The organism is Candidatus Amarolinea aalborgensis, assembly GCF_900491745.1.
GTDB lineage: Bacteria > Chloroflexota > Anaerolineae > SSC4 > Amarolineaceae > Amarolinea > Amarolinea aalborgensis.
Genome location: NZ_UETR01000001.1, coordinates 527,980 through 552,070 on the forward strand (window position 1 = coordinate 527,980; position 24,091 = coordinate 552,070).

The following is a 24,091-nucleotide window of genomic DNA, read 5'->3' on the forward strand; positions in this document are numbered from 1 at the left end:
GGAGAGATGAAAGGTGCTATTCATCTTGGAGAGGGGCTTATTATGGTGCTGATTGCCGTAGGGCTCCGCGAACTGGTTTGGGAACCATTGCTTGCTCCGACCCTGAATCAGTACCACTGGTTGAACCCTATCATGGGCAAGTTTCTGGCTCTGATCCCGATTGTCCTTATGTGGTGGCTGATTCGGCGCAAGGTGTATGCCTGGCTTCGGGGCAAGGGATGGTATTGATCTCGCTGTCTGAGGCTTGAGGTGCTTCGTGGTTGTGTCTGCCGTGCATGTTTCGATCGTCATAGCCGGGTTGATCAGAATTCGTTGGGTCAGGTGGCGTTGCGTTGATCAGGCAACTCGATCTGCATCGTGCGGCAGGCTTACAGCTACACCGCGGCCGAGAACTTCCGCCTGGTGAGCATGAAGGCAGGCACGAGTCCGACCTATGACAACCGGCAGAACATCAGCTACACCTACGATGATGCAGGCAACGTGCTGACGATCACCGATGCCGCGGCCTACGGTGGGAGCCAGGCGCAGAAGTTCACGTATGATGGGCTGGATCGCTTGTACACGGCCTGCACGTTAAGCGGAGCCAACTGCGTCACGGCTGACGGCAGCTACGGCAGCTACAGCCAGCGCAGCTACGCCTACGACAATGCCGGCAATCTGATCAGCTGGTCAGGGGTCGAGTTCGCCTACCGGAACGCGGCCCACAAACACGCCCTGACGCACATCAGTAGCGTGCAGAAGTATTGGTACGATGCCAACGGCAACGCGACCCGGCGCATCAGCGGCAGTCAAGATATCACGCTGACCTACGACGCCGAGAACCGGCTGACGGCGATGTCCGGGGGCGTAACCTCCAGCTACGTGTACAACGCCGACGGGATGCGAGTCAAGGAGACGGCTGGCGGGGCAACGACGGTTTACGTCGGGAACTACTTCGAGTGGACGGGCAGCACGGCCACGATGAAGTCGTACTATGATGCGGGTGCGGTGCGAGTTGCCATGCGCACGGGGGTCAGCACGGGCACGGTGAACTACCTGCTGGGCGATCACCTGAGTTCACAGGCGCTGACGTTGACTAGCGCCGGCGCGCGGCTCAACACCAACACCGAGCTGCGCTATTACCCCTGGGGCGGAGGGCGTTACGTCGCTGGCGCGACGCCGACCAGCTACAACTTCACCGGTCAGCGCAAGGACAGCGGCAGCGGTTTGCTGTTCTACAACGCCCGATGGTATGATCCGGTCATCGGGCGGTTCATCAGTGCGGATACGATCGTGCCGCAGCCGGGGAATCCGCAGAGCTTGAATCGGTACAGCTATGCGCTGAATAATGCTGTCAGGTTCACCGATCCGACGGGACATTTCACAGCCGATGAGATCTGCACCTACTTCGCCAACTGCGGAGCAGACAAGGATCAATGGAAAACCATAGCCCAAGCGGCGCTCGGCTCATTGTTCGATCTGCTTTGGGAGACGCCGATCACCTGGGGGGATATGCTTTTCATGGGAAACGAACAAGGAGCAACCAGCGCAGCTATTTTCGTCTTGATGACCGACAACGATGATGGCTCCAGCGCCTACTACGCCGGCCTTTGGGTCTTGAGTGGACAAGGCGCGGACATGCCGCGGAGTTGGCAGTCCGCGCAACAAGCGGCCACCCTGGCGGCTTACAGCGTGAGCGGCAATTCTTGGGAGGGCATGGCGCGCCGCCAGGCCGAGACCTGGGTGGGCGATGATTGGATGCAAACCCTGCCCGCGATCAACGGCATCTGGAGTTTGCACAAGAGGCCAGAGTCGGCCAACTACCACTTCTCCACTTACATGGATTACAATGGCTGGTGGTGGGCAGCAGCGGGCATCACGGTGGCTGCATGGGCACCAGGTGGCTTAGCAAGGATTGTGGGTATTGGTATGGCAAGGCTCATTGGGGGCGGTGCGCTGGTTGTGGACGCTGCCGGACTAGCAGGAGACGTCTTTGGATGGGAGGTTCTCGCTGGACCTGTGGATGCCGCATATCCGGCAGTGTATGATGATCCTCAACAAATCGGGAGGGCACCTTATCAACTGCACGTTACTGGCCCACGGGGAGTGCAACCATGACCGAACAAGGGATTGCAGTGATATTCGCCCTTGTTATGGCTGTTCTTTGGCTTTTGGGCGCATGGAGAATCGTCGCCAAAAGAGAGGAATCAGTCCTAGGCTGGAAAGCGAGTGTTGCCGTGCTCGTCGTACTCGGTTTCCAATGGAGCTACTTTGCGATCTATCTTATGCAACACCCAAATGATAAGGCATTGTTGGGTACTCTTGCTGTTCCGCTGTTCTTTGGGGTGCCTGCACTTCTTGCGGTTGGAGTATCAATCGTTTGGCGGGTACTTGACCTACCGAGTCCAAAGAAGTAATTGGGCGCAATGAGGTGTCTTGCGTCTCGAAGAGGTATTTTTGCACTCGTCATTGTGATAATACTGGCTGGCACCTAAATGGTGCAGTGATGAAAGTCGGCAGGTAATCAGCGGTATTGGTACAATACCAATGGGGTGGTGCGCTGGCTGGCGACCGATCACCCTTCGGCAAGCGTTCGGCTGAGCTCACGCCGAAGGCTCAGGGCAGGCCTGGGCAGCACGGCGGTGACGGCCAATGAGACCGGCGCACGCATCGCGGAGCTGCGCTACAAGCTCCTTCGGCAAGCTCAGGGCAAGTCGTGGGGGGAGAGCCGCTATAGCTTCGGCGCGACGCCGACGGCTCGACTGCGACTTCGGCGAGCTCAGTCGAGCCGCTCGCCGAAGTCGCAGCGGCGCTTCACCGGGCAGACCCTGGACAACATCGCGGGTGGGTTGTATTTCTACAATGCCAGATACTACGACCCGGCGTTGGGACGGTTCGCCAGTGCGGATACGATCGTGCCGCAGCCGGGGAATCCGCAGAGCTTGAATCGGTACAGCTATGCGCTGAATAATTCTGTCAGGCTCACAGATCCGACGGGGATGTTCAGTGAAGAAGAGATCGAAGCATACCTGCGCACCCAGTATGGCGATCATTGGCAATCATACTGGGACGCCTGGCACTCTGACCAGGTGTTCTGGCAGATGCTGGAGTTGGCCGATTACGACGATGTGCTTTTCGCACCGACCACCTCTCTCACATCTGGGACATTTGTTCATGTCGGCAACACCTTTGGCTTTTCCGGCCAACACGCTCTCTACGAGTACCAGGGCTATGGGCCGTATCGTCTGACGAATGCCAATGGCACGGTTGACAAGCAAACCGTGCAATCTCATATTACTGCTCATCCGGTTGATACTGACCCGACACGGTACCAGACCTGGGAGCAGCCATTGTATCGTTATACGAAGGATGGGCCGAAATACTCCGGGTATAACCGCCGTGTCAGTTATCAGAAGGGAAAGACCGGGGTGAGTGACTGGTTGGCAGGCGACAGTCTTCCCTATATTGTGGGAGGCGGAATCACCGAGTATCTGTTGGCCCAAGTAGGCCTCTTCGTTGCTTGCCCGGTGTGTGCGGCCGTAATTCCGGTCGCTGCGTTCGCCGCCGCAGCTAACAGCAGCGTTTCCACGCAGTATGCCCTGATAGTGAACATGACAGACCAACGAACCTTTTTGCAGGCCGTTAATATGTGTTTTCCAACCCCTTCGGATGAATCAGGTGACCTGTGGAAGTGAGGCAATATGAGTCAGGAGTCAATTAGCGAGATGCCAACTGGACAAGGTAGCTCCCGTCGCATAGACCTGGCGCAGTATGACTCTTTGAAAATGCGTCTCGCGCGCATCGATTTGGTGTTGTGGCTTGCTTTGTTTGTAGGACCACTGTGGGCTGGCGCATTTCTAGCGGCGTTGCTCGCAACCTTAGTCGTTGGGGGACCTTATAGCATCACGGTCAATCCAATAGCCGCAGGTCTATCGGCGCTTGCTTCGATCTTGGTGCTGCCGCTGTATAGACTGCGGCGTCAGTGTCAATATCGCATTGAAGAAACAAAGGCGCGGTTAGAGCATTGAGAGTAGGGCAGTCAAAGCCCACAGGATGGCTTGGACAATCGGTAGGAAGCGGCCATGACGTCACTGATGACGCCATCTCTGTGACTTTCAAATCTTGGACCAGCTTCGAGGGTGCGGCCCTGACCTATCAGGATGGTCACTCTGACCTACGACGCCGAGAACCGGCTGACCGGCATCAACGGCGGGGGCGTCATGGCCAGCTATACGCACGATGGCGACAGCGGCCGGGTGAAGGCGGTGATTGGCAGCAGCACAACGGTGTACGTCGGCAGCTATTATGAGCAGACGACCAGCGGGGGCAACACCACCATCACGAAGTACTACCAGGCCGGCGGTAAGCGGATTGCGCTGCGAGTCAATGGGGTGGTGCGCTGGCTGGCGACCGATCACCTGGGCAGCACAGCGGTGACGGCCAATGAGACGGGCGCGCGCATCGCGGAACTGCGCGACAAGCCCTGGGGCGAGAATCGCTATAGCTTCGGCGCGACGCCGACGCTGCGCCGCTTCACCGGGCAGGTGCTGGACGATGCGGCCGGTGGGTTGTATTTCTACCACGCACACGCTATGACGCCTCTTCTTCGGATTTACAATGCATCCCCGAAATTTCACGTACTTGACAAACTGACGCTTCCGCAGTATGATCTTTGCCAGGAGCCAGACATGCAGACAGCGGACGGTCTCATTTATCAACGCGTCACCCCCTTTCCTCCGCTCTCCTACGCGATCTATCCTCGCGCCAGGTAGGCAAGTGCTCAACATGAATCTTATGCAACGTTCTCAATTGGTTTGTTTCGGCTGCCTTCTCTTCTTGTTGACAAGCTGTGTGCGCGTGACAGAAAACGCGCCGGATAAGGGCCTGGCCGCGCCGGGCGATGATCGCACCGAAATCGCCGCCGTGCGTGACTTACGAGTGGCCGCCATCGAGTTCGACTCAAAACAGGCCGTGTTAAGCGGAGGTCACCTGGCCCTGTTGGTGGTGATCGAAAATCGCGGCAGTGAGCCAGAGCAGGATGTTCCGGTGCGGGTTGTTCTGTCTGATGACGCTGACCAGGTGGTGCTTAGCACGGTTGAATATGCAACGACCATCGCCAAACACGATACGGCCATTATTCGCTTCGAAGGCGATCTTCCTGGCACGCTGAAATCGCGCTATCAACTGCGTGTCGCGGTAGACAGCGTGCCCGGTGAAACGAATGTGTTGAACAACATTCGTGTGTATGATGTGACTGTTAGTGAACCGTAAGCTGCCTTTGTGAATTGACTCTGTCTTCTTGACGCCAGAGGGCACCAGCCGGTGGCCGATGTACAGTCGCCGCCGAGGTGCCTTTTTTGCGCCCAGTCGTCGCCCAGGTAAGGTCAGTCATGCCGCGATTCACCCGCCATCTCAATAGAAGCAGGGGCAGGCTGTTCAAGAGGCTGGATCTTGCGCCCTGCCTGATCGGATTGCTGGCCTTACTATCGCTGGCCGCCAGTCCGCCTGTGCAGCGAGATGGCGCGGCTTCGACGCTGCGTCTCTATCCACACCAGGTCAGCGCGCAACGCCAGGCCGCACAATGGCCGGTTGTGCAGGCGCCGTCCGTGCTGGTGGCTGACCTGGACACCAACCAGGTTCTGCTGGACAAGCAGGCTGATGCGCCGCGGCCCATGGCAAGCACGACAAAAATCATGACGGCCTTGCTGGCGCTTGAAAACGGCCAGCCTGACGATATCATCACCGTGCCGGCGGCCGCGCTGACCGTAGGCGGCAGCTCGATGTATCTGAGCGCGGGCGAAAACCTGACGCTCGAAGACCTGCTTTACGGTCTGCTGCTGCCTTCGGCAAACGATGCCGCCGTGACCATCGCCATTCACGTGGCGGGTAGTGAAGAGGCCTTTGTGGCGCTGATGAACCGCCGCGCCGCCGAACTGGGGCTGACGCAGACTCATTTTGCCAATTCGCATGGCCTGGATGCCCCAGGCCATTCCGCCAGCGCTCGCGATCTGTACACGCTGACGCGCGCGGCGCTGCAGTACCCGTTGTTTGCGCGCATTGTGGCTACAGTTTCATACGAGGCTGCCGGCCATGCGCTGACGAACACGAACGACCTGCTGACGTTGGATGCCTACGGCGACGGCGTAAAAACCGGAACGACCGACGAGGCCGGCGAATGTCTGGTGGCGTCGGTCAACCAGGATGGTCATCGCACGATTCTGGTCATCCTGGGCAGCACACAGCGGTATGCTGATGCGCAGGCGCTGCTGGCGCATTATCGCACTTACTACGGCTGGGTCACGCTGACCACGCCGGACAACGCGCTCAATCGGGCGCGCGATCGCAGCGGCGAGCTGCGCTTTCTGACCACCGGCCCGGCGCCGATGGCATTTGTGCCTACCTGGCAGCGCGCCTGGGTGCAGCCGCTGCGTGAACGCCTGGCTGATGACAACGACCTGCCCGGCGCGCCCGCCGGTGTGGTTCATTTTTGGCAGGGAAATCAAGACCTGGGCACACAATCGTTGATGTGGGGCGCGTATTGATCGGCGACAGGGCAAGGGGATAGGAACAAATGGAAGAGCGTTTGCAAAAAGTCATGGCGCATGCGGGCGTTGCCTCGCGGCGCGCATGCGAAGAGATGATCGTGGACGGCCGCGTCAAAGTCAATGGCAAGGTGGTTACTGAATTGGGGACGCGCGTGAACCCCGACAAAGATGTGGTACTGCTCGATGGCCGTCCGCTGACTGGCTCCGAAGCGCCGCGCTACATCCTGCTGTATAAACCGGCTGGCTATCTTTCGGACACCGAAAGCACAGACGGTCGCCCTTGCCTCACCGACCTGGTCAAGGTGGCGCAGCGCCTCTATCCCGTGGGGCGGCTGGATTATGACAGCGAGGGCTTGATGCTGTTGACCAATGATGGCAACCTGGCGCACAAGCTCACGCACCCGCGCTACGAGCACCCGAAGGAATACCTGGTTCTTGTGGAAGGCCGGCCCCTGCCCAGCGCGCTGCGCAAGCTGCGCCAGGGCATCGAGCTGAGTGAGGGCAAAACGGCGCCGGCCGAAGTGGAGATGATTGACGGCCCACCGCCTTACCTGGCGCGGCCAAACGACGCCCGTTCTCAGCCCACCACCTGGCTGCGCATGGTGCTGCGCGAAGGCCGCAAGCGCGAGATTCGTCATATGACCGCGATCGTCGGCCATCCCACCCTGCGCCTGATTCGCGTAGGCCTGGGGCCGCTGCGCCTGGTTCACCTAAACCCCGGCGAGTGGCGCGACGCCACCCTGGTTGAGCTGCGGCACCTGCGGCGTGTGCTGCAGGACAAACCGGTGGGTCGCGGCGCGCCCACCCCAGCGACGCCTGCGCGTGGTCAGCACGGCGGCCGCGGCCGCGCCCTGGTGATTCGGACGCCCCGTCCACCGCGGCCGCCGCGCCGCGCCGAGGCCGATCGCCCCCCGCGCAGCGAGGAAGGGGACCAACCCGCAGCCCCCGCGCCGGGCGCGCGCCCGCCGCGCCGCGAGGAAGGCGATCGGCCTGCGGGTCGCACGTCCGCCAGCCGGCCGTCCCGCCGCGCCGACGCCGCTCGGCCGCCGCGCCGCGAGGGAGGGGATCAACCTGCCAGTCGCACATCTGCCGGCCGGCCGCCCCGGCGCACTGAGGCTGATCGCGCGCCGCGCCGCGAGGACAACAATCGCACTGCCGGTCGCGCCGAGGCCGATCGGCCGCCGCGCCGCGAGGAAGGCGACCGGCCTGCGGGTCGCACGTCTGCGGGGCGCCCGCCGCGCCGCGACGACACCAACCGCACGCCAGGTCGCATGGACGGCGGTCGCTCACCGCGGCGCACTGACGCCGGCCCAACGGCTGGCCGCAAACCCTGGCGACGCAGCGCCCGGCCCGGCGCCAGCCCTCGACCCCATGCAGCGGGCGCGCGCGCCATGACCGCGCGCCGCCAAAAACCACGCGCATGAACGAGGTCGCCCCGCTGCCATCTACGATTGCTATTGACGGCCCAGCCGCTTCGGGCAAGAGCACCATCGGCCATGCGTTGGCGCAGCGCCTGGGCTATCTCTACTTTGACACGGGCGTGGTCTATCGAGCGGTGACCTGGCTGGCGCTGAGCCGCGGGATTCCCCTCGGCGACGAGGACGCGATTGCCAGCCTGGCGCGGAGTGTGCCAATTGATCTGCTGGCCCCTGCAGACGCCACCGATGGCCGGCTGGCAACCGTTTTGATCGGGGGCGAAGATGTGACATGGGCTGTCCGCCAACCGCAGGTGGACGCGAATGTCTCCGCAGTCTCCGCGTATGCCTCGGTGCGCGAGGCGTTGAAGGCGCAGCAGCGGCGCATCGGTCACGCCGGCCGCGTGGTCATGGTGGGGCGCGACATCGGCACCGTCATCATGCCAGATGCTGATCTCAAGATCTACCTGGATGCGTCGCCCACGGAACGGGCGCGCCGCCGCTGCGAGGAAGATCGCGGCCGCGGCCTCTCGGTGAACTACGAGGAGATCCTGACGGCCATGCGCAAACGTGACGCCTATGACAGCGGTCGCAGCACTGCGCCCTTGCGGCCGGCGCCCGATGCGCAGATTGTGGACTCCACCCGGCTATCGGTGTCAGAAGTTCTGGAAGTGATTTTGGCCCTGGTCGCGCAGTGGCAGCCGACCATGCCGTGAGCCTTGCCGAGGGCAAAAGTTCAATGACAACCACCGCCTTGCCGCGTCTAACCTGGAGCCGTCGTCTGCGCCGGCGTTTCTTGATCCTGCTGGCGCGACTGGCGGCCTTCTGCTTGCTGCGCTTCACGGTGCGCGGCCGGGAAAACTTGCCCGCCGGCGGGCCGTTGATCGTCGTCGTCAATCATTTCAGTTGGATCGAGCCGGCGCTCACACCGGTTGTACTTCCCTACAACGTCGAGTTTTTGGCCGCGCACAATATGTTCGATCATCCCTGGGTCGGCTGGATTGTGCGCAGCTATGCCGGCATTCCTGTGCATCGCGGCGAGGTAGATCGTAAGGCCCTGCGCATGTCAGAGGCCGTGCTGGCGAACGGCGGCGTGCTGGCGATTTTTCCCGAAGGTGGGGTGCAGAGCCGGGGTTTGCGTTCCGCGTTGATTCGGCCGCGGCCCGGCGTCGCGTTTCTCGCCAGCCAGCAGCCGGCGCGTATTTTGCCGCTGGCCTTCTCGGGCAGCGGCCAGGAGATTTTCCAATACTGGAAGCGCCTACGCCGTGCGCCGGTCACGCTGACCATCGGTCAGCCCTTTGGTCCGTTGACGATTCAAGGCCAGGGCGCGGCGCGGCGGCAAGCGTTGGATGAGGCCAGTAGGCAAATCATGGAACACCTGGCCGCGCTCCTGCCGCCGCATGAACGCGGCCCGTTTCGCGGCGATGGCATGTGATTCATTCGCCCTGCCGCGGCAGTGTCAGATTCATTCATCCATTGGTCATGGTGTGTGATCCAATCATCCATTGGTCATGGTGTGTGATCCAATCATCCATTGGTCATGGTGTGTGATCCAATCATTCATTGGTGTTGACAAGGCGAGGCGAGCATGAATGAAGATTACCGTTATCTGGCCGTGGCTGATGGCAGCCGGCCGCGAGTGGGCCGACGCCTGGTGCAGCCCATTCTCTACACGGTCATACGCGCGCTGGCCCGCCCAACCATCGAGGGCTTGGAGCATTTGCCGATGCGCGGCCCGGTCATTCTCATCTACAACCACATCCATGCGATTGACCCGTTTGTCACCGTGGGCCTGCTGCCGCGCTATGGCGTGCCCATGTCCAAGATTGAGAATTTCAAGATTCCGATCTTTGGTCCCCTGATTCGTTGGTTTGGGGTGATTCCGGTCAAACGCGGCGAGGCTGATGTCTGGGCCATCAAGGCCGCCAATGCGGTGTTGGAAGCCGGCCATGTGCTGCTGATTGCGCCCGAAGGGACGCGCAGCAGGGATGGCGCGCTGCAAATCGGCAAGGAGGGGCTGGCGTTCATTGCGCGCAAGACCGATCCGCTGATTGTGCCGGTGGGGTTCACCGGATCTACGGCGTTGGGCGCATCCTTCAAGCGCCTGCGACCGGTGGCGGTTCACTTACGCTATGGCGCGCCATTCCGCTTTCGCTGGCCCGAAGGCAAGCTCACACGCGAACATCTGCGTCTGCTGACTGATGCGGCCATGGGGCGCCTGGCCGCGCTGCTGCCGCCAGACATGCGCGGGGTCTATCGGGATCCGCAGCCGGAATGGGAAGAATGGCTGCGGCCCGCGGCATAAATCATCGGCCAGCCGATTGCAAATCTAGCGGTGAATTTTGGATGGGATGTAGAGTGCGCACGCGCCGTGCGCACTCCTCGTGTACAAGCCCCAGGCTACGCGTGATTTCCGCTGGCGCGGCGCCCCAGACGCGGCGCACGCGGTTCGGTGCCGTTGAGCAAGCGTTTGATGTTGGGCCGCAGCGCGAGAACGACGAGCAGGGCCGCGGCGATGCCGTACCAAACGTAGACCCATGACGTCAGGCCCGCGGCGGCGCGCAGCGCGAAGGTGATCGGAATGACAACGGCAATGACCAATGAGGTGACAGAGGCATAGCCAACCACGAAAACCCCAAGCGGCACCATCGGCACCAGCCAGAGGGCTGACAACGGCCAAAACATGATGCAAGCGCCAATGTTAGGCGCCGTTCCAGCGCCGCCCTTGAAGCCCATGAAGAGCGACCAATTATGCCCTGCGACCGCGCCGAGTCCGGCAATGGCCTCGATCTCAGGTACACCGCCGCTGAGCAGCCGCATGATGGCGACGGCCGCCAGCCCTTTGAGCATATCGCCGATGGCCGTCATCACGCCGGCGCCCAGGCCGCCGGCGCGCATGGCATTCGTGCCGCCCGTGCGCCCGCTGCCCACGGTGCGCACATCAACACCCCGCGTGGCTCGGACGACCAGATATCCCACCGGGATCGAGCCAAACAGATAACCAACCACAGCTGCCGCCACTACCGTCAACGCTGACATTGAATTCCATCCTTCTGTTTATTCTACTACAGCATAACACCGGCGGCCTGGGTGAGTTGCGGGGAAGGCAGAATAGTGTATAATGAGATCATCTTGAGCGAAGGAGGACGCGCCTGGCGAATCAACCCGAGTTGGAACAAACGAAGGAAAGAGAGCGCATGGACTGTACGATGCCCGCCATCGCGCAGTTGACGAGGAAGAGGTTCTCCTTCGCGAGGGGGAGCTAACCAGGTTGGAATGACCTGGGAAAATCGAAAGATCAGCGGATGCCTCCTGGGCCTGACCACGGCCCTGCGGCCAGGTTTTTAATCACCACAAAACCGGCCAGGATTCTTTCCTCCTGTTATCCGTCGCGCACCCACACAAACCCCGGCGGCAACGCCGGCCACAAAAGGGAAGCGCAGTGGCAATCATGCTCGCCAGGGCCATCACGGCCACGGCGAGTCGTTGCACTTTGCACTTAGGAGGACTCTCACCATGTGTGGAATTGTTGGCTATGTGGGACCGCGTGCCGCCACGCCGATTGTGATCGAAGGGTTGAAGCGGCTGGAATACCGCGGCTATGATTCGGCCGGCCTGGCGGTGATCGTTGATGGTCATGTCGAAATTCGCCGCGAGGTGGGCAAGCTCAGCGGCCTCATCGAGATGCTGGACGCGCAGCCGGCCGACGGCCATGTCGCTTTGGGACATACGCGCTGGGCCACCCATGGCAAGCCCAGCCGACGCAATGCCCATCCGCATCCCAGCCGTGACGGCGAGGTCGTCGTCGTGCAGAATGGGATTGTCGAGAACTTCCGCGAACTGCGGGCGGAGCTGGAAAGCGAGGGCATCGAGTTCCGCTCTGACACCGACACCGAGGTCATCGTTCACCTGATCAGCCTCTACTACCAGGACGGCCGAGATTTGGCCGAGGCCACGCGCCTGGCGCTGGCGCACCTGCGCGGCCCCAGCGCGGTCGTTGTCCTCAGCAGCCGTGAGCCGGACCGGCTGGTCACGGCGCGGCTGGGCAACGCCGGCGGCGTCACCATCGGCTATGGCGATGGCGAGATGTTCATTGCCTCTGATATGCCGGCTATCCTGGAGCACACGCGGCGCATCACGTTTCTGGAATCGCGCCAGATGGCCGTGGTCACGCAGTTTGGCGCAAACTTCTACGGCCTGGACGGCGCGCCCGTGAGCGCGCAGGTGCACACGGTGGCCTGGGATCCTGTGTCCGCGGCGAAGGGCGAATACCGTCACTTCATGCAGAAAGAGATCTACGAGCAGGCCCAGACGCTGACCGATACCATCCGCGGCCGCGTGGATTTTAGCACCGGCGATGTCGAACTGGAGCAGGTGACGCTGACCGCCGAACGGGCGCGGGCGCTGACGCAGATCATCACCGTTGCGTGCGGCACGTCGTACTTTGCCGGCCTGGTGGGGCAGTTCATGTTCGAGGAGTTGGCCCATCTGCCGGTGCGCGTCGATTACGGCTCCGAGTTTCGCTACCGCAACCCCATCGTGGATGACAAAACTTTGTTCCTTGCCATCACGCAGTCAGGCGAGACGGTGGATACGTTGGCGGCAATGGAAGAAGCGCGCGCCAAAGGCGCGCACCTGGCTTCCATTGTCAATGTCGTAGGCAGTCAGGCCGCGCGCCTGGCCGACAGCATGGTCACGATGCAGGCAGGGCCTGAGATCGGCGTTGCTTCGACCAAAGCCTTCACGGCGTCCCTGGTTGACCAATACCTGTTGGCCATTCACCTGGGCGCGCGGCGCGGCGCGCTGGGCGGGCAGCGTCGCCGCCAGCTGTTGGATGACCTGGCGCGGCTGCCCGCGCTGGCCGGTCGCGTGCTCGACATGGCGCAGCAGCAGCGCTACGAACAGCTGGCGCAGCGATTTCATGACTACAACAATTTTCTCTTCCTGGGCCGCGGCATCAACTACCCGATTGCGTTGGAAGGCGCGCTCAAGCTCAAGGAGATCAGCTACATCCATGCGGAGGGCTACCCGGCCGGCGAGATGAAGCACGGGCCGATTGCGCTGATTGACGAACGCATGCCGGTGGTAACGATCGCCGTGCAGGATCCGGTGTACGACAAGATGATCAGCCAGATCGAGCAGGTGAAGGCGCGCAACGGCATTGTCATTGCTGTGGCGACGGAAGGCGACGAGTTCATCAAGACCAAGGCCGACTATGTCCTTTATGTGCCGCCGGCCCCGCCGCTGCTGACGCCGATTCTCAGCGTCCTGCCCCTACAATTACTGGCCTATCACATGGCCGTCTGGCGCGGCTGTGATGTGGATCAGCCGCGCAACCTGGCGAAGAGCGTGACGGTGGAGTAAACAATCAGAAGTCGGGTTTCTCGCAGAAACCCGACTTCGCGAAAGGAGCAACGATGAGCAGTTTCAGCGGTTTTTGGCGTGCGCTCAAGGCGCTGTGGCAATGGGGCGATCAATTGGCGCCCTTCCTGGAAACCATGCCGCGCAACCTGGCCGCGGCGGGCGATGCCATGGTCATCGGCGGCGAGGGCGCGGTGCGCGCCGGCCAGGCCTTCAACGGCGCGACCGCCACCAGCATGCAGCAGATGCTGGAAGCGGTGGCGGCGGCCGTAGCCAGCTGCAATCAGGAGTTGGACGCGGTGGCCGGGCAGCTGGAATCCGCGGGCAATCTCCTCAACCAGGTTGCCATTCCGGTCATCGAGCCGACGACGACCAAGATCCTGGGCGTTGACGTGGTGACGGGCCTCAAACCGACGACCATGCGCCCCTTTGGCGTGGTGGATCACGAATTGGAGGCCGCGGCCGGCAGCCTGCGCGACGCGGGCCACGCGCTGAACGCCAGCGCCGGTTATCTGCGCGCGGTACGCGCCACCCTGCAAGACGCGGGTCAGGAACTCGATCACCTGGGCAAGGCGCTGCAGGAGAGCGGGCAGGCGCTGCAGCAGGTTAACGATTGAAGATTCCAGACAGCAGATTGAAGATAGCAGCTTGAAGATTGCCGGGAGCCGCATTCAGCCTTCAGCATTCAGAACTCAGCATTTCCTCTTCGTGGGTACGTTTGGGCTGCGGCCGAAGGGCACGTTGAGCCGGCGGGCGCTGCCGTTGGCGCAGGCGCTGGCGCGGCGAGGACATGCGGTCACGCTGTTGGCGCCGCCGTGGGACTGGCCGGCCGATGCCGGACGCTGCGAGCAAATGGGCGGCGTTGAGGTGGTGCAGGTGCGCGTAAACGGCGGTCCGCTGGCGATTCTGGCCCGTTTGCTGATGGCAATCTGGCGGCGCCGACCGACGGTGGTGGTGGCGTGTAAGCCGAAGGGCTACAGCGGCCTTGTGCTCTGGTGCCTGTGGTGGCAGCGGCGGCTGGGCGCCTGGCGCGGGCAGTTGTGGCTCGATGTGGATGACTGGGAAGCCGGTTGGAACGAACGCCTGGCCTATCCGCGGCCGCTGGCGATGCTCTTCGCCTGGCAGGAGCCGTGGTGCCTGGCGCACGCCGATCGCGTCACGGCCGCCAGTCGCTGGCTGCAAGTCTATGCCGCGGCCGTCCGCCAGACGAATCCAGCAGACGGCCAGGTCGTTTACCTGCCCAACGGCATTGATCGCATCTCGGTCAGCCCTCTTGCCGCTGTCGTCAAGCCCGGGCCGCCAACCGTGCTGTTGTACACGCGTTTCGTAGAAGTAACGCCGGCCCGCATCGTGCGCATCTGGGCGCAGGTGATTCGCCAGGTCCCATCGGCGCGGCTGATCGTCATCGGCGATGCGGCGCCGGGCGCGGGTCGGGCGATTGAAATCGCGGCAACGGTTGCAAAGCCCACCTGCATGGGCTATGCCTCAAGATCGGAATACACCGGTTCGCCCGCTGCCGATCTGCGCGCACGGACGGCTGCCGCGGGGCTGGCGTCGTCCATCATCGTGTTGGGGTGGACGCCGGCCGCCGCGCTGCCTGGCGTTCTGGCCGCCGCGGACGTGGCCTGGGCGCCGTTGGCCGACACCGGCATCAACCGCGCGCGCTGCCCGGTCAAGCTGGTGGAACTGCTGGCGGCCGGCTTGCCGGTGGTGGCTGATGACGTGGGCGAGGCGTCCACCTACATCACGTCGGGCGTGAACGGGCTGCTGGTTGCGCCTGGCGCGGACGCGCGAACGGTGCAGGCGCTGTGCCAGCTGTTGACCGATCGCGCGTACGCCCGCAATCGGGGGCAGGCCGCGGCAGCTCACGTAGCACGCGACTTTCTCTGGGATAGGTTGGTTGAACGGTTTTTGACATCGGAGACTGAAGACCGGAGATTGGAGACCGGAGCCCGGAGATCATCCGTCTTCCACGTACCCGATCTCCGATCTCTGATCTCTGATCTCTAGTCCCTGGATAATTTCATGACTCACCATCGTCTTTCTCTGCTGGCGGCATGGCTGGCCGTGGCCGCCTGGGCCGCGCTGATTTTCACGCTTTCCGCGCAGTCCACGCTGCCCGACTTGACCCACGGCCTGCCCGATCTGCAGGACATTGCGGGGCACCTGACGGCCTACGCCGGATTAGCCAGTTGGCTGGCGTTGGCGCTGCGCCGCACGCCCGGCGTGCGCCGGCCCTGGCTTTGGGCCTTCGTGCTGGCGGTGCTCTACGGCCTGTCGGACGAATTCCATCAGTCCTTCGTGCCCAACCGCCATCCCGACCTGTTCGATGTCGCGACCGACATGGTCGGCGCGGCGCTGGCGCTGTGGTTCTGGCGTCGCCGCTTGCGCGCAGGGGCAGCGCAGCCCAACGTCATGACTCACCCTGCGGAATGATTGGTTATGGGGCATGGCAGGTGGCGGTGACATAGTTGGCGAGGCAAAACGCGTCGGCTTGACCAGTGGGGCATTATCAGTAGAATCAAGGCTGAAAGAACTGATGGCATGAACCGGTTCGCGATGTGCGCGAAGATGATGTCAGTTGCCATATGATAAGGAAATGACAAGGGACGCAACGATGACCGTAAAAGATATTGTACTGCCGCTGCCCGAGGATTTGTATGTTCGTTTGGAGCAAACGGCCCGCGCGACCAAACAGTCACTGACCGACATGCTGGTGCGCGCCGTGCGCGCCGGCAGCCCTCCCGATTGGTCGCAGGCGCCGGCCGCATTTCAGGCCGACCTGGCTGCCCTTGACCGGCTCGACGACGACGCGCTCTGGCGCATCGTCCGCAGCCAGCGCAGCGAAGCCGATGCAGCGCGCCTTCAAGAGTTGCTAGAGAAGAATGCCGACGATGCGCTGACCGCTGGTGAGCACTTGGAATTGGATGCCCAGGTCGCCGAAGCCGATCGCTTCATGTTGTGTAAGGCCCACGCCGCCGGGCTGCTCCAGTGGCGCGGGCATGCCGTGCCGCCATTCGAGAGGCCATAACAACGTGGCGGTCTATCTTTCGACGGCGCTGCGTCAACGTCTGGTGGAGATAGACGACCACCGCTGCGCCTATTGCCATACCTCGCAAGGCAACAGCGGCAACCCAATGGTGGTGGATCATTTGCTTCCGCGCAGCAAAGGCGGCGCTACGACCTTTGAAAACCTCTGCTTTGCCTGCTATCGCTGTAATCTATTCAAAAGCTCTCAGGTCGAGGCTATCGATCCGTTGAGCGGTGAAACGGTGCCTCTCTTTCATCCGCGACGCAACCGCTGGGGCGATCACTTTGCCTGGAATGAGGCCGGTCTGCGTATTCTTGGTTTGACACCAATCGGCCGCGCCACGGTCACTGCCCTCAATATGAATAATGTCGTCATCATAGATGCCCGGCGCAACTGGGTTCGGCTCGGCTGGCGTCCAATCGCTGATTGACATCGGATTGGCAAGGAGGAACGATGCTTCAAAAGCTGCGCGAACCGGTCAACGGTCTGACGCACCTCGGCGCTGCGGCGGCGGCGACCGTTGGCCTCGGCGTCCTGGTCTATCTGGCGCGGGGTAATGCGGCGAAAGCCGTCGCTCTCAGCTTGTACGGCGTCACGCTGATCTTGATGTTCTCTGCCAGCGCCGCCTACCACATGGCCCAGGTTGGCCCCAGGGTGCTCCTCGTCTTGCGCAAACTCGACCATTCCGCCATCTATCTGCTCATCGCAGGGACCTACACCCCGATCTGCCTGACCTACTTCACCGGCTTCTGGCGCGGCGGCATGCTGGCGATCATCTGGTCATTGGCCCTTGTCGGCATTGTCGTCAAGATTTTTGTCATTGGCGCGCCTCGTTGGGTGACGGCAGGCATCTACCTGCTGATGGGGTGGCTTGCCATCGCCGCCATCCGCCAGATTTTGACTGCGCTCCCCACCGGCGCCCTGGTCTGGCTCGTGCTGGGCGGGATCTTCTTTACGGCTGGCGCGGTGATCTATGTGCTCAAGAAGCCCGACCCCTGGCCCGGCCGCTTCGGGTTCCACGAGATCTGGCATATCTTCGTCATCTTGGGCGCGTTCAGTCATTTTGTGCTGATGGCGGCCTACGTTGCGCCGTGAAGCGGGTTGATCGGCTTAGGGTCGGTTTGCCGCGCTGCGCGGCCAGCCCAGCCTGGCGGACGAGTTGATCACCGAACGCCATCGCGAAGCCCTGTGACCAGTGTCGGCAATAGACCATGAAATTCTAATTGCCAGTATCTGATTTTCATGGTAAAATCCAGCCATGATACCACGGCCTGTACTTACCCATCACATCGAGGCGGCATTGGCTCGCAGTCGCGTGGTAGCCCTCCTCGGTCCACGCCAGTGCGGCAAGACAACCCTGGCGCGCCAGTTTGTCCCTGCCGCATCGGCCAACTACTTCGACCTCGAAGACCCCGCCAGCCTGGCTCGGCTCGACCAGCCCATGACCGCGCTGCAAGACCTGCAGGGACTGATAATCATTGACGAAATCCAGCGCCGCCCTGATCTGTTTCCTATCTTGCGCGTGCTGTGTGATCGCACACCTCTGCCCGCGCAATTTCTGATCCTGGGTAGCGCCACGCCTGACCTGCTTCGCCAGTCGTCGGAGTCGTTGGCCGGCCGTTTGGAAACAGTCACCATGGGCGGCTTCAGTCTGGCTGAAGTGGGCATCGAGGAGCAAGCGCGGCATTGGCTGCGCGGCGGCTTCCCGCTGTCCTTCCTGGCTGGCTCCGATGAGGACAGCGCCGTGTGGCGTAAGAATTTCGTCCAGACTTTTCTGGAGCGCGATCTGCCACAGGCGGGCATCACTGTCCCCGCGCAGACCCTGCTGCGCTTCTGGACCATGCTCGCCCATTATCACGGCCACGTCTGGAATGGCGCTGAGTTGGCCCGATCTCTCGGCGTCTCCGAGCCAACAGTGCGCCGCTATCTGGACACGCTGACAGGCGTGTTTATGGTTCGTCAGCTTCAGCCCTGGCATGCCAACCTGGCCAAACGGCAAATCAAGTCACCCAAGATCTACTTTCGCGATGCCGGTATCCTGCACCAGTTACTGGGCATCCGCACACAGCACGATTTACTGTTTCATCCCAAGATGGGCGCGTCCTGGGAGGGCTATGCTTTGGAGGAAGCCTTGCAGGCCACTGCGCCCGACGAAGCCTATTTTTGGGGCACGCACAACGGCGCCGAGATTGATCTGTTGCTTTTCAAAGATGGCCGCCGCACCGGCGTCGAGTGCAAGGGGGTGGACGCGCCCCGTCTCACCCCGTCCATGCGCATCGCGCTGGAGGATCTGGCCCTCGACCACCTGGTCGTCATCTACCCCGGCGCTCGTGCCTATCCCCTGAGTGAACGCGTGACGGTGCTGCCGTTGGCGCATTTGGCCGCAGGCGGGGCAGCCATGCTCACGCCGGCGATCGGGTGATGCAGGTCAAGGAAGCTGAACCATGAACCTAAACGACCTGAAGGCGCAAATCGCCCTGGGTGAGGACAGTCGCCGGCAATTCAAGCGCGACGTGACGAACGCCGACGGTTTGGCGGCAGAGATAGCGGCCCTCGCCAGTTGCATAGATCGGGCTTCCCGTATAGCGGGCGGCACGACATCACCCGCTACTGCCTCAAAACAGGGCTTCGGCCTGCTCAGTGGGCGGATGGCGGTGGCGGAGTTGGCAGCGAGTACTCCTGCGGGTGATCACAATGGTTCCTGATCCTGTTTTGCTCTACCATATCACACACCTGGACAATCTGCGCGGCATCCTGCGCGGCGGTTGTCTGAGCTGCTACAGACAAATGAACGATGGCGGTTTGCACCCGGTCAACATTGCCTACCCAGGCATCCAGGATCGCCGCGCGATGACCTTCGTTCCGTGTGGATCTGGTGGCGTGCTCCATGACTACGTGCCTTTCTACTTTGCGCCGCGTTCACCCATGCTGTACGCCCTGCACAGAAACCAGGTTGAAGGCTATAGCGGCGGACAGACACCCATTCTCCATCTGGTGACTTCGGTCGCTCGACTAGTAGAAACCGGGCATCGTTTCGTCTTCACCGACGGCCATGCCACTATGCGCTTTAGCCGTTTCTTCACCGATGTCGCCGATCTCGACCAGATTGATTGGCTGCTGATGCAGGAGCCGTATTGGAACGATACACCGGAAGATCCAGACCGGAAGCGTCGCCGCCAGGCTGAGTTTCTGGTGTATAATAGGGTCAGTTGGCCGGCACTAATCGGAATCGGCGTCATCGCCCCGCACATCGAGGCGCGTGTGAACGCGATTCTTGCCGAACATGGTATCACCCTGCCGGTGCGCGTACGTCATCAATGGTACTACTGAGGAGCAATTACCATGATTACCTACACAACAGGCAATCTTCTGGAAGCCAAAACGGAGGCTTTGGTCAACACCGTCAACTGCGTGGGCATCATGGGTAAAGGGATTGCGCTGCAATTCAAACAAGCCTACCCAGATAACTTCAGCCAATACGCACGCGCGTGTGAAGCTGGCGAGGTGCAACCAGGCCGCATGTTCGTTACCCGCACCGGCAGTATGCTCCCACCCTACTACATTATCAATTTCCCGACCAAGCGTCATTGGCGCGGCCGATCTCTCATCGAGGATATCGAAGCCGGGCTGGCGGCATTGGCGCAAGAGATCGAGCGACTTGGCATCCGCTCCATTTCCGTGCCTCCCCTGGGTTGCGGCAACGGGGGCCTAGACTGGCTCGATGTGCGCCCGCGTATCGAACAGGCGCTAGGCGCATTGGAGAGTGTTCAGGTGGTGGTGTATGAGCCGCGGGGAGCGCCTGAGCCGGCCGCCATGGTGATCGCTGACAAACATGCCGCGCTAACCCGCGCCCGCGCCATGCTGCTGTTGCTCTTCGACACATACAGCGCCCAGGATTACTCGTTGTCGCGGTTGGAAACCCAGAAGCTGGCCTATTTGTTGCAGGAAGCTGGTGAGCCGCTGCGGCTGAACTACGTGAAGCACCAATACGGGCCGTATGCCCACAACTTGAATCACGTCTTGCAGCTGATGGAAGGCAGTTTCATTCGTGGCTTCGGCGATGGAACACAGAAGTCATCGATCCGAACCATGTCCGGCTCGACGCAGGCGGCTCGCGAGTTTGTGGCCGACGACCCGGAGGCTCAAGCGCGTCTGCAGCAGATCGCCAGCCTAATCGCGGGCTTCGAGACGCCCTATGGCCTTGAGCTTCTATCTTCGGTACACTGGCTCGCCGTTCACGAGGAACCGCAGGCTGCCAATCCTGAGGCCGTCGCCGCTGAGCTTCAACAGTGGAGCCCTCGCAAGGGCAATCTCTTTCGCCCTGAACACGTGCGTGTGGCCTGGCAGCGTTTGCAAGAGAAGGGGATGCTCACCGCGGGCGGTAATCAGCCCCAACTTGCACCGGCCTGATGCAAAACCTAGTCAGCGGGTACGGGCAGCCGGACGTTTCAACAATTGGAGCCTTAATCATGAACCTGAACACGTTGAAGGCGCAAGTGGCCTGGGTGAAGATAGCCGCCGCCAGTTCAAGCGCGACGTGACCAACGCCGCCAGCCTGGCGGCCTTCGCCAACTCTGAGGGCGGCGTGATCTATTCGAATCGATCGGGTGGTCTTCACTGCGTTTCGCACTGCGTTAATTTACGATTTCTCTATTAACGCAGTATAATCCATTGTCATGAGCAATCGACCTGATCCAACACCGCCGGCGCAGTACGGCCGGGCCCAGGGTGTGGCGCTGCTGGAGCGGTTGGTAGCCGAGACCGGCCCCATCTTCACCACCGAAGATGCCATCGGAGCGGGCGCTGCGCTGGGGCTGGCGCGGCCAGCGGTCAACGGGCTGCTGGCGCAACTGGCGCAAGGGCCGTGGCTGGCGCGCCTCAAGCGCGGCGTCTACGTCGTGCAGTCGCCGTTGCTCAGCACGGAGGTTCATCCCTTCGCCCTGGCCGCCGCCCTGGTGCAGCCCTGCGCCATCAGCCATTGGTCAGCGCTGGCCTTTCACGGCATGACCACGCAGATCCCCACCATGATCCAGGCGTCTACCCCGCGGGCGGTGATCACACCGGAGATGCGCAGCGGCCGCGCCTATCGCCCGCGCGGGCGCGCGGTTTGGCGGGCGCTAGACCTGGAGTTCGAGTTCATTACCGTCCAGCCTGCCCACTTCTTCGGCCTGCAGCACGAGTGGCTGTCCCAATGGCAGCGGGTCGCCCTGACCGACCGCGAACGCACCCTGCTGGACGTGATGGCCCATCCCCACATGTTTGGCGGCATGGGGGCCACCATCGAACTCCTGGAGGCCAACTGGCCGGCAGTGGATGGCGACAAGCTGGTCAGCTACGCGCTGCGCTACAGTGTTGGGGCGATCATCAAACGCCTGGGGTATTGGCTGGAATGCTTCGGCGCTCCCGCTGACCTGTTGCAACCGCTGGCTGAATATCCCGTAGCCGGCTATGTTCCGCTCGATCCGGCCGGTCCGCCTGGGGGGGAAACGAACAGCCGGTGGCGCATACGTGCCAATCTTCCAGGGGGCAACAACCATGAACACCGTTGACCAGTTGCTGCGCCAGCTTGCGCGCCGTTCGGGCAGCGTGCCCTATTGGGTGCTGGAGAAGGACTACGCGCTGAGCTACCTGTTGGCTGGCATCGCCGCAACGCCTGACCTGCACGACAGCTTGATCCTCAAGGGCGGCACTGCCCTGCGCAAGGGCTACTTTGCCGACTACCGCTTCTCCGAAGATTTGGATTTCTCGCTGCGGCCTGACCAATCCTTGCCGGATGTGGACAACGCCGTGCAACATGCCGTGCGCCAGATGGATCTGCTGTTGTTGCAGCGCGGACCCTTCGAGGTGTCTGGGGAACGCCTCACCCTGCGTGAGCCGCATCCAGGCAGTCAGGATGCATTTACGGTGCGGGTTCGCTTCCCGACCCAACGCCAGGCCTTATGCCGGCTCAAGATCGAAATCACCTGAAACGAGTTGGTTCGCTTGCCGCCGGCCGCCCGGCCGCTCCTGCATAGCTATCCAGAGGAGTTGGCGGTCGCACTTTGGTGTTACCCGTTGGAAGAGATCGTTGCCGAGAAACTGCGTGCTCTGCTGCAAAGCCAGGTGCGTCTGCAGAGCCGGGGATGGGGCGCGTCGCGGGTCTGCCGTGATTACTACGATCTCTGGCAGATCCTGCGCAGGAGCGAACTGGAGCCAGGCAGCCTACCGGCACTGGTGCTAGAGAAGTGCCGACACCGCAACGTGTCATTCAGCAGCCCAGACGCATTCTTTGCGCCCGAACTTCTTGAGCTGGCGCATGCCGAATGGGACCGCCTGCTGCGTCCCTTCGTTCCACAGTGTCCCGCCGCGCAACAGGTTCTCGAAGACTTGCCGGCTTTGGTATTCGGCCTATGGTCTGAAGTGAATGAGGACGCGCTATGATCCTGTCCAACGACAAAGTCAACCGCGCCATGCGCCTGGATGAGAAAAGCCAGCCATGCCCGGTGTGAATTTCTACGGCGTCTGTTTTCAAGAAGTCAATCTACGTTGTATACGAGAAGATTTTTAAGGTCAGCGACAACCATCTGCTTGATCAAGTATTCAAACAGGGAGCGAACTCGAGTAGCTGAAACGCCGGCTAATGAACTGACTACCCATGAACATCCTTCACCTCTATAAAGACTACTACCCCGTCCTGGGCGGGATGGAGAACCACATCAAGTGGCTGGCGGAGGCGCAGGCCGCGGCCGGGCACCAGGTCAGCGTGCTCGTCACCAGCCTTGATCGCCGCACCAGCGTGCGCTGGGAAAACGGGGTGCGCGTGATCCGCGCGGCGCGGCTGGCGTCCGTCGCCTCCACGCCGCTCAGCCTGGCCTTTCCCTGGCTCCTGCGCCGTGAACAGCCCGATGTGGCGCATCTGCATTTCCCCTATCCCCTGGGCGAGGTGAGCCACTACCTGCTCGGCCGCGGCCGCCGCACGGTCATCACCTATCACAGCGATGTCGTGCGCCAGGCCGGCATCCTGCGCCTGTACGATCCGCTTCTGCGCCGCATCCTGCGCCGCGCCGACTGCTTGATTGCCACCAGCCCGCAGTACGTGCAGAGTTCGCCGTATTTGAAGCCGCTGGAGGACCGCGTCCGCGTGATCCCGCTGGGCCTCGACCTGGCGCGCTTTCAACAGCCTGACCCGCAGCAGGTGGCTGCGCTCAAGGCGCGCTTTCCTGGCCCGCTGCTGCTCTTCGTCGGCCGCCTACGCTACTACAAGGGCGTGCAATTCCTGCTCGATGCCCTGCCCCGCGTGCCCGCGGCGCGGCTGCTGATTGTCGGCGCCGGCCCCATGGCCGCGCCGTGGCAGGCTCAGACCCTCGGCCTGCATCTGGCTGACCGCGTCCACTTCCTGGGCGACATCAGCGACGCGGACCTGCCCGCGTATTACGCTGCAGCCGATCTCTTTGTGCTGCCGGCCTGCGCGCGCAGCGAAGCCTTCGGCGTCGTCCAGCTCGAAGCGCTCGCCAGCGGCACGCCCATCCTCAGCACCGAAGTCGGCACAGGCACCTCCTACGTCAATCAGGATGGCCTGACGGGCCGCGTCGTTGCGGCCAGCGACAGCCAGGCCCTGGCCGATGCCCTGCAGGAACTGCTCTCCGACCCAGCCCGGCTGCAGGCAATGGCCGCGGCCGCTCGCCAGCGCGCCGCGGCCGAGTTCAGCCTGCCCATCATGGTCGCCCGCATCGAGACCCTCTATCAGGAAATGCTGGCTACTTGATCTTTTGGACTATGTC

The 24,091-nt window shown here is 62.1% G+C and carries 26 protein-coding genes and 1 pseudogene; 26 read left to right on the forward strand and 1 reads right to left on the reverse strand.

Features of this window, described 5'->3' with window-relative positions; all coding sequences use genetic code 11:
* Positions 1–6 precede the first annotated feature (6 nt).
* The 12 genes from ACPQ6D_RS02225 (at position 7) to ACPQ6D_RS02280 (ending at position 10,244) form a co-directional block, all read left to right on the forward strand.
* On the forward strand, positions 7–228 hold the full coding sequence (locus ACPQ6D_RS02225; protein ID WP_423222643.1) for a hypothetical protein: 222 nt from the start codon (positions 7–9) through the stop codon (positions 226–228).
* A 129-nt stretch (positions 229–357) separates the two neighbouring features.
* Positions 358–2,097: an RHS repeat-associated core domain-containing protein gene (locus ACPQ6D_RS02230; RefSeq protein WP_423222644.1), complete on the forward strand. Its 1,740-nt coding sequence runs from the start codon at positions 358–360 to the stop codon at positions 2,095–2,097.
* Positions 2,094–2,396, forward strand: a complete 303-nt coding sequence (locus ACPQ6D_RS02235; RefSeq protein ID WP_423222645.1) for a hypothetical protein — start codon at positions 2,094–2,096, stop codon at positions 2,394–2,396. The genes ACPQ6D_RS02230 and ACPQ6D_RS02235 overlap by 4 nt, the downstream gene beginning before the upstream one ends.
* Positions 2,397–2,621: 225 nt before the next feature.
* Positions 2,622–3,674, forward strand: coding sequence for an RHS repeat-associated core domain-containing protein (locus ACPQ6D_RS02240; protein WP_423222646.1), 1,053 nt, complete (start codon positions 2,622–2,624; stop codon positions 3,672–3,674).
* A 30-nt stretch (positions 3,675–3,704) separates the two neighbouring features.
* On the forward strand, positions 3,705–4,007 hold the full coding sequence (locus ACPQ6D_RS02245; protein WP_423222647.1) for a hypothetical protein: 303 nt from the start codon (positions 3,705–3,707) through the stop codon (positions 4,005–4,007).
* Between the two features lie 132 nt (positions 4,008–4,139).
* A complete protein-coding gene (locus tag ACPQ6D_RS02250) occupies positions 4,140–4,751 on the forward strand; it encodes a hypothetical protein (protein WP_423222648.1) in 612 nt (203 codons plus the stop codon).
* Positions 4,752–4,773: 22 nt separating this feature from the next.
* Positions 4,774–5,250, forward strand: coding sequence for a hypothetical protein (locus ACPQ6D_RS02255; RefSeq protein ID WP_423222649.1), 477 nt, complete (start codon positions 4,774–4,776; stop codon positions 5,248–5,250).
* Positions 5,251–5,450: 200 nt separating this feature from the next.
* Positions 5,451–6,521, forward strand: a complete 1,071-nt coding sequence (locus ACPQ6D_RS02260) for a D-alanyl-D-alanine carboxypeptidase family protein (protein ID WP_423222650.1) — start codon at positions 5,451–5,453, stop codon at positions 6,519–6,521.
* Positions 6,522–6,550: 29 nt separating this feature from the next.
* A complete protein-coding gene (locus ACPQ6D_RS02265) occupies positions 6,551–7,948 on the forward strand; it encodes a pseudouridine synthase (RefSeq protein ID WP_423222651.1) in 1,398 nt (465 codons plus the stop codon).
* Positions 7,945–8,655: a (d)CMP kinase gene (gene cmk / locus ACPQ6D_RS02270; RefSeq protein ID WP_423222652.1), complete on the forward strand. Its 711-nt coding sequence runs from the start codon at positions 7,945–7,947 to the stop codon at positions 8,653–8,655. Before ACPQ6D_RS02265 ends, cmk begins: the two co-directional genes overlap by 4 nt.
* A 23-nt stretch (positions 8,656–8,678) precedes the next feature.
* The gene (locus ACPQ6D_RS02275; RefSeq protein ID WP_423222653.1) at positions 8,679–9,374 is read left to right on the forward strand and encodes a lysophospholipid acyltransferase family protein; all 696 of its coding nucleotides are present in this window, start codon (positions 8,679–8,681) and stop codon (positions 9,372–9,374) included.
* A gap of 153 nt (positions 9,375–9,527) precedes the next feature.
* Positions 9,528–10,244 carry a lysophospholipid acyltransferase family protein gene (locus tag ACPQ6D_RS02280; RefSeq protein ID WP_423222654.1) on the forward strand — a complete coding sequence of 239 codons (717 nt, stop codon included), beginning with the start codon at positions 9,528–9,530 and terminating at the stop codon, positions 10,242–10,244.
* A gap of 95 nt (positions 10,245–10,339) precedes the next feature.
* On the opposite strand, the gene ACPQ6D_RS02285 is transcribed toward ACPQ6D_RS02280, so the two are convergent.
* Positions 10,340–10,978 carry a glycerol-3-phosphate acyltransferase gene (locus ACPQ6D_RS02285; RefSeq protein ID WP_423222655.1) on the reverse strand — a complete coding sequence of 213 codons (639 nt, stop codon included), beginning with the start codon at positions 10,976–10,978 and terminating at the stop codon, positions 10,340–10,342.
* Between the two features lie 477 nt (positions 10,979–11,455).
* Between ACPQ6D_RS02285 and glmS the strand changes: the two genes are divergently transcribed.
* From glmS to ACPQ6D_RS02355, 14 genes and pseudogenes are all read left to right on the forward strand, one after another.
* Positions 11,456–13,303 (forward strand): glutamine--fructose-6-phosphate transaminase (isomerizing), encoded by a 1,848-nt coding sequence (gene glmS, locus ACPQ6D_RS02290; RefSeq protein WP_423222656.1) that lies wholly within the window; start codon positions 11,456–11,458, stop codon positions 13,301–13,303.
* Between the two features lie 53 nt (positions 13,304–13,356).
* Positions 13,357–13,917: a hypothetical protein gene (locus tag ACPQ6D_RS02295; protein ID WP_423222657.1), complete on the forward strand. Its 561-nt coding sequence runs from the start codon at positions 13,357–13,359 to the stop codon at positions 13,915–13,917.
* A gap of 91 nt (positions 13,918–14,008) precedes the next feature.
* Positions 14,009–15,310, forward strand: a complete 1,302-nt coding sequence (locus ACPQ6D_RS02300) for a glycosyltransferase family 4 protein (protein ID WP_423222658.1) — start codon at positions 14,009–14,011, stop codon at positions 15,308–15,310.
* Positions 15,311–15,325: 15 nt separating this feature from the next.
* The gene (locus ACPQ6D_RS02305) at positions 15,326–15,736 is read left to right on the forward strand and encodes a VanZ family protein (protein ID WP_423222659.1); all 411 of its coding nucleotides are present in this window, start codon (positions 15,326–15,328) and stop codon (positions 15,734–15,736) included.
* Between the two features lie 181 nt (positions 15,737–15,917).
* Entirely contained in the window at positions 15,918–16,331 is a 414-nt protein-coding gene (locus ACPQ6D_RS02310; protein WP_423222660.1) for a hypothetical protein, read from the forward strand.
* Positions 16,332–16,335: 4 nt separating this feature from the next.
* Positions 16,336–16,761 (forward strand): HNH endonuclease, encoded by a 426-nt coding sequence (locus tag ACPQ6D_RS02315; protein WP_423222661.1) that lies wholly within the window; start codon positions 16,336–16,338, stop codon positions 16,759–16,761.
* A 23-nt stretch (positions 16,762–16,784) separates the two neighbouring features.
* Positions 16,785–17,426 (forward strand): PAQR family membrane homeostasis protein TrhA, encoded by a 642-nt coding sequence (trhA, locus tag ACPQ6D_RS02320; protein ID WP_423222662.1) that lies wholly within the window; start codon positions 16,785–16,787, stop codon positions 17,424–17,426.
* A 163-nt stretch (positions 17,427–17,589) separates the two neighbouring features.
* Positions 17,590–18,753: an ATP-binding protein gene (locus ACPQ6D_RS02325; protein ID WP_423222663.1), complete on the forward strand. Its 1,164-nt coding sequence runs from the start codon at positions 17,590–17,592 to the stop codon at positions 18,751–18,753.
* A 22-nt stretch (positions 18,754–18,775) separates the two neighbouring features.
* Positions 18,776–19,036: a hypothetical protein gene (locus tag ACPQ6D_RS02330; protein ID WP_423222664.1), complete on the forward strand. Its 261-nt coding sequence runs from the start codon at positions 18,776–18,778 to the stop codon at positions 19,034–19,036.
* Positions 19,026–19,661, forward strand: a complete 636-nt coding sequence (darT, locus tag ACPQ6D_RS02335; RefSeq protein ID WP_423222665.1) for a type II toxin-antitoxin system toxin DNA ADP-ribosyl transferase DarT — start codon at positions 19,026–19,028, stop codon at positions 19,659–19,661. The genes ACPQ6D_RS02330 and darT overlap by 11 nt, the downstream gene beginning before the upstream one ends.
* Before the next feature lie 12 nt (positions 19,662–19,673).
* The gene (darG, locus tag ACPQ6D_RS02340) at positions 19,674–20,741 is read left to right on the forward strand and encodes a type II toxin-antitoxin system antitoxin DNA ADP-ribosyl glycohydrolase DarG (RefSeq protein ID WP_423222666.1); all 1,068 of its coding nucleotides are present in this window, start codon (positions 19,674–19,676) and stop codon (positions 20,739–20,741) included.
* Between the two features lie 266 nt (positions 20,742–21,007).
* On the forward strand, positions 21,008–21,880 hold the full coding sequence (locus ACPQ6D_RS02345) for a type IV toxin-antitoxin system AbiEi family antitoxin domain-containing protein (protein ID WP_423222667.1): 873 nt from the start codon (positions 21,008–21,010) through the stop codon (positions 21,878–21,880).
* Positions 21,867–22,751, forward strand: a pseudogene (locus ACPQ6D_RS02350) (nucleotidyl transferase AbiEii/AbiGii toxin family protein). The gene ACPQ6D_RS02345 and the pseudogene ACPQ6D_RS02350 overlap by 14 nt, the downstream one beginning before the upstream one ends.
* A gap of 214 nt (positions 22,752–22,965) precedes the next feature.
* Positions 22,966–24,075 (forward strand): glycosyltransferase, encoded by a 1,110-nt coding sequence (locus ACPQ6D_RS02355; RefSeq protein WP_423222668.1) that lies wholly within the window; start codon positions 22,966–22,968, stop codon positions 24,073–24,075.
* Positions 24,076–24,091: the final 16 nt, after the last annotated feature.

Excerpts from the sequence above, each read along its gene's own strand:
- ACPQ6D_RS02235 (WP_423222645.1), top strand. The coding sequence starts at position 2,094 with ATGACCGAACAAGGGATTGCAGTGATATTCGCCCTTGTTATGGCTGTT.
- ACPQ6D_RS02245 (WP_423222647.1), top strand. The coding sequence starts at position 3,705 with ATGCCAACTGGACAAGGTAGCTCCCGTCGCATAGACCTGGCGCAGTAT.
- ACPQ6D_RS02295 (WP_423222657.1), top strand. The coding sequence starts at position 13,357 with ATGAGCAGTTTCAGCGGTTTTTGGCGTGCGCTCAAGGCGCTGTGGCAA.
- ACPQ6D_RS02265 (WP_423222651.1), top strand. The coding sequence starts at position 6,551 with ATGGAAGAGCGTTTGCAAAAAGTCATGGCGCATGCGGGCGTTGCCTCG.
- glmS (WP_423222656.1), top strand. The coding sequence starts at position 11,456 with ATGTGTGGAATTGTTGGCTATGTGGGACCGCGTGCCGCCACGCCGATT.
- ACPQ6D_RS02255 (WP_423222649.1), top strand. The coding sequence starts at position 4,774 with ATGCAACGTTCTCAATTGGTTTGTTTCGGCTGCCTTCTCTTCTTGTTG.
- cmk (WP_423222652.1), top strand. The coding sequence starts at position 7,945 with ATGAACGAGGTCGCCCCGCTGCCATCTACGATTGCTATTGACGGCCCA.
- darT (WP_423222665.1), top strand. The coding sequence starts at position 19,026 with ATGGTTCCTGATCCTGTTTTGCTCTACCATATCACACACCTGGACAAT.
- trhA (WP_423222662.1), top strand. The coding sequence starts at position 16,785 with ATGCTTCAAAAGCTGCGCGAACCGGTCAACGGTCTGACGCACCTCGGC.
- ACPQ6D_RS02305 (WP_423222659.1), top strand. The coding sequence starts at position 15,326 with ATGACTCACCATCGTCTTTCTCTGCTGGCGGCATGGCTGGCCGTGGCC.
- ACPQ6D_RS02250 (WP_423222648.1), top strand. The coding sequence starts at position 4,140 with ATGGTCACTCTGACCTACGACGCCGAGAACCGGCTGACCGGCATCAAC.
- ACPQ6D_RS02285 (WP_423222655.1), bottom strand. The coding sequence starts at position 10,978 with ATGTCAGCGTTGACGGTAGTGGCGGCAGCTGTGGTTGGTTATCTGTTT.
- ACPQ6D_RS02275 (WP_423222653.1), top strand. The coding sequence starts at position 8,679 with ATGACAACCACCGCCTTGCCGCGTCTAACCTGGAGCCGTCGTCTGCGC.
- ACPQ6D_RS02225 (WP_423222643.1), top strand. The coding sequence starts at position 7 with ATGAAAGGTGCTATTCATCTTGGAGAGGGGCTTATTATGGTGCTGATT.
- ACPQ6D_RS02310 (WP_423222660.1), top strand. The coding sequence starts at position 15,918 with ATGACCGTAAAAGATATTGTACTGCCGCTGCCCGAGGATTTGTATGTT.
- ACPQ6D_RS02345 (WP_423222667.1), top strand. The coding sequence starts at position 21,008 with ATGAGCAATCGACCTGATCCAACACCGCCGGCGCAGTACGGCCGGGCC.
- ACPQ6D_RS02330 (WP_423222664.1), top strand. The coding sequence starts at position 18,776 with ATGAACCTAAACGACCTGAAGGCGCAAATCGCCCTGGGTGAGGACAGT.
- ACPQ6D_RS02280 (WP_423222654.1), top strand. The coding sequence starts at position 9,528 with ATGAATGAAGATTACCGTTATCTGGCCGTGGCTGATGGCAGCCGGCCG.
- darG (WP_423222666.1), top strand. The coding sequence starts at position 19,674 with ATGATTACCTACACAACAGGCAATCTTCTGGAAGCCAAAACGGAGGCT.
- ACPQ6D_RS02355 (WP_423222668.1), top strand. The coding sequence starts at position 22,966 with ATGAACATCCTTCACCTCTATAAAGACTACTACCCCGTCCTGGGCGGG.
- ACPQ6D_RS02325 (WP_423222663.1), top strand. The coding sequence starts at position 17,590 with ATGATACCACGGCCTGTACTTACCCATCACATCGAGGCGGCATTGGCT.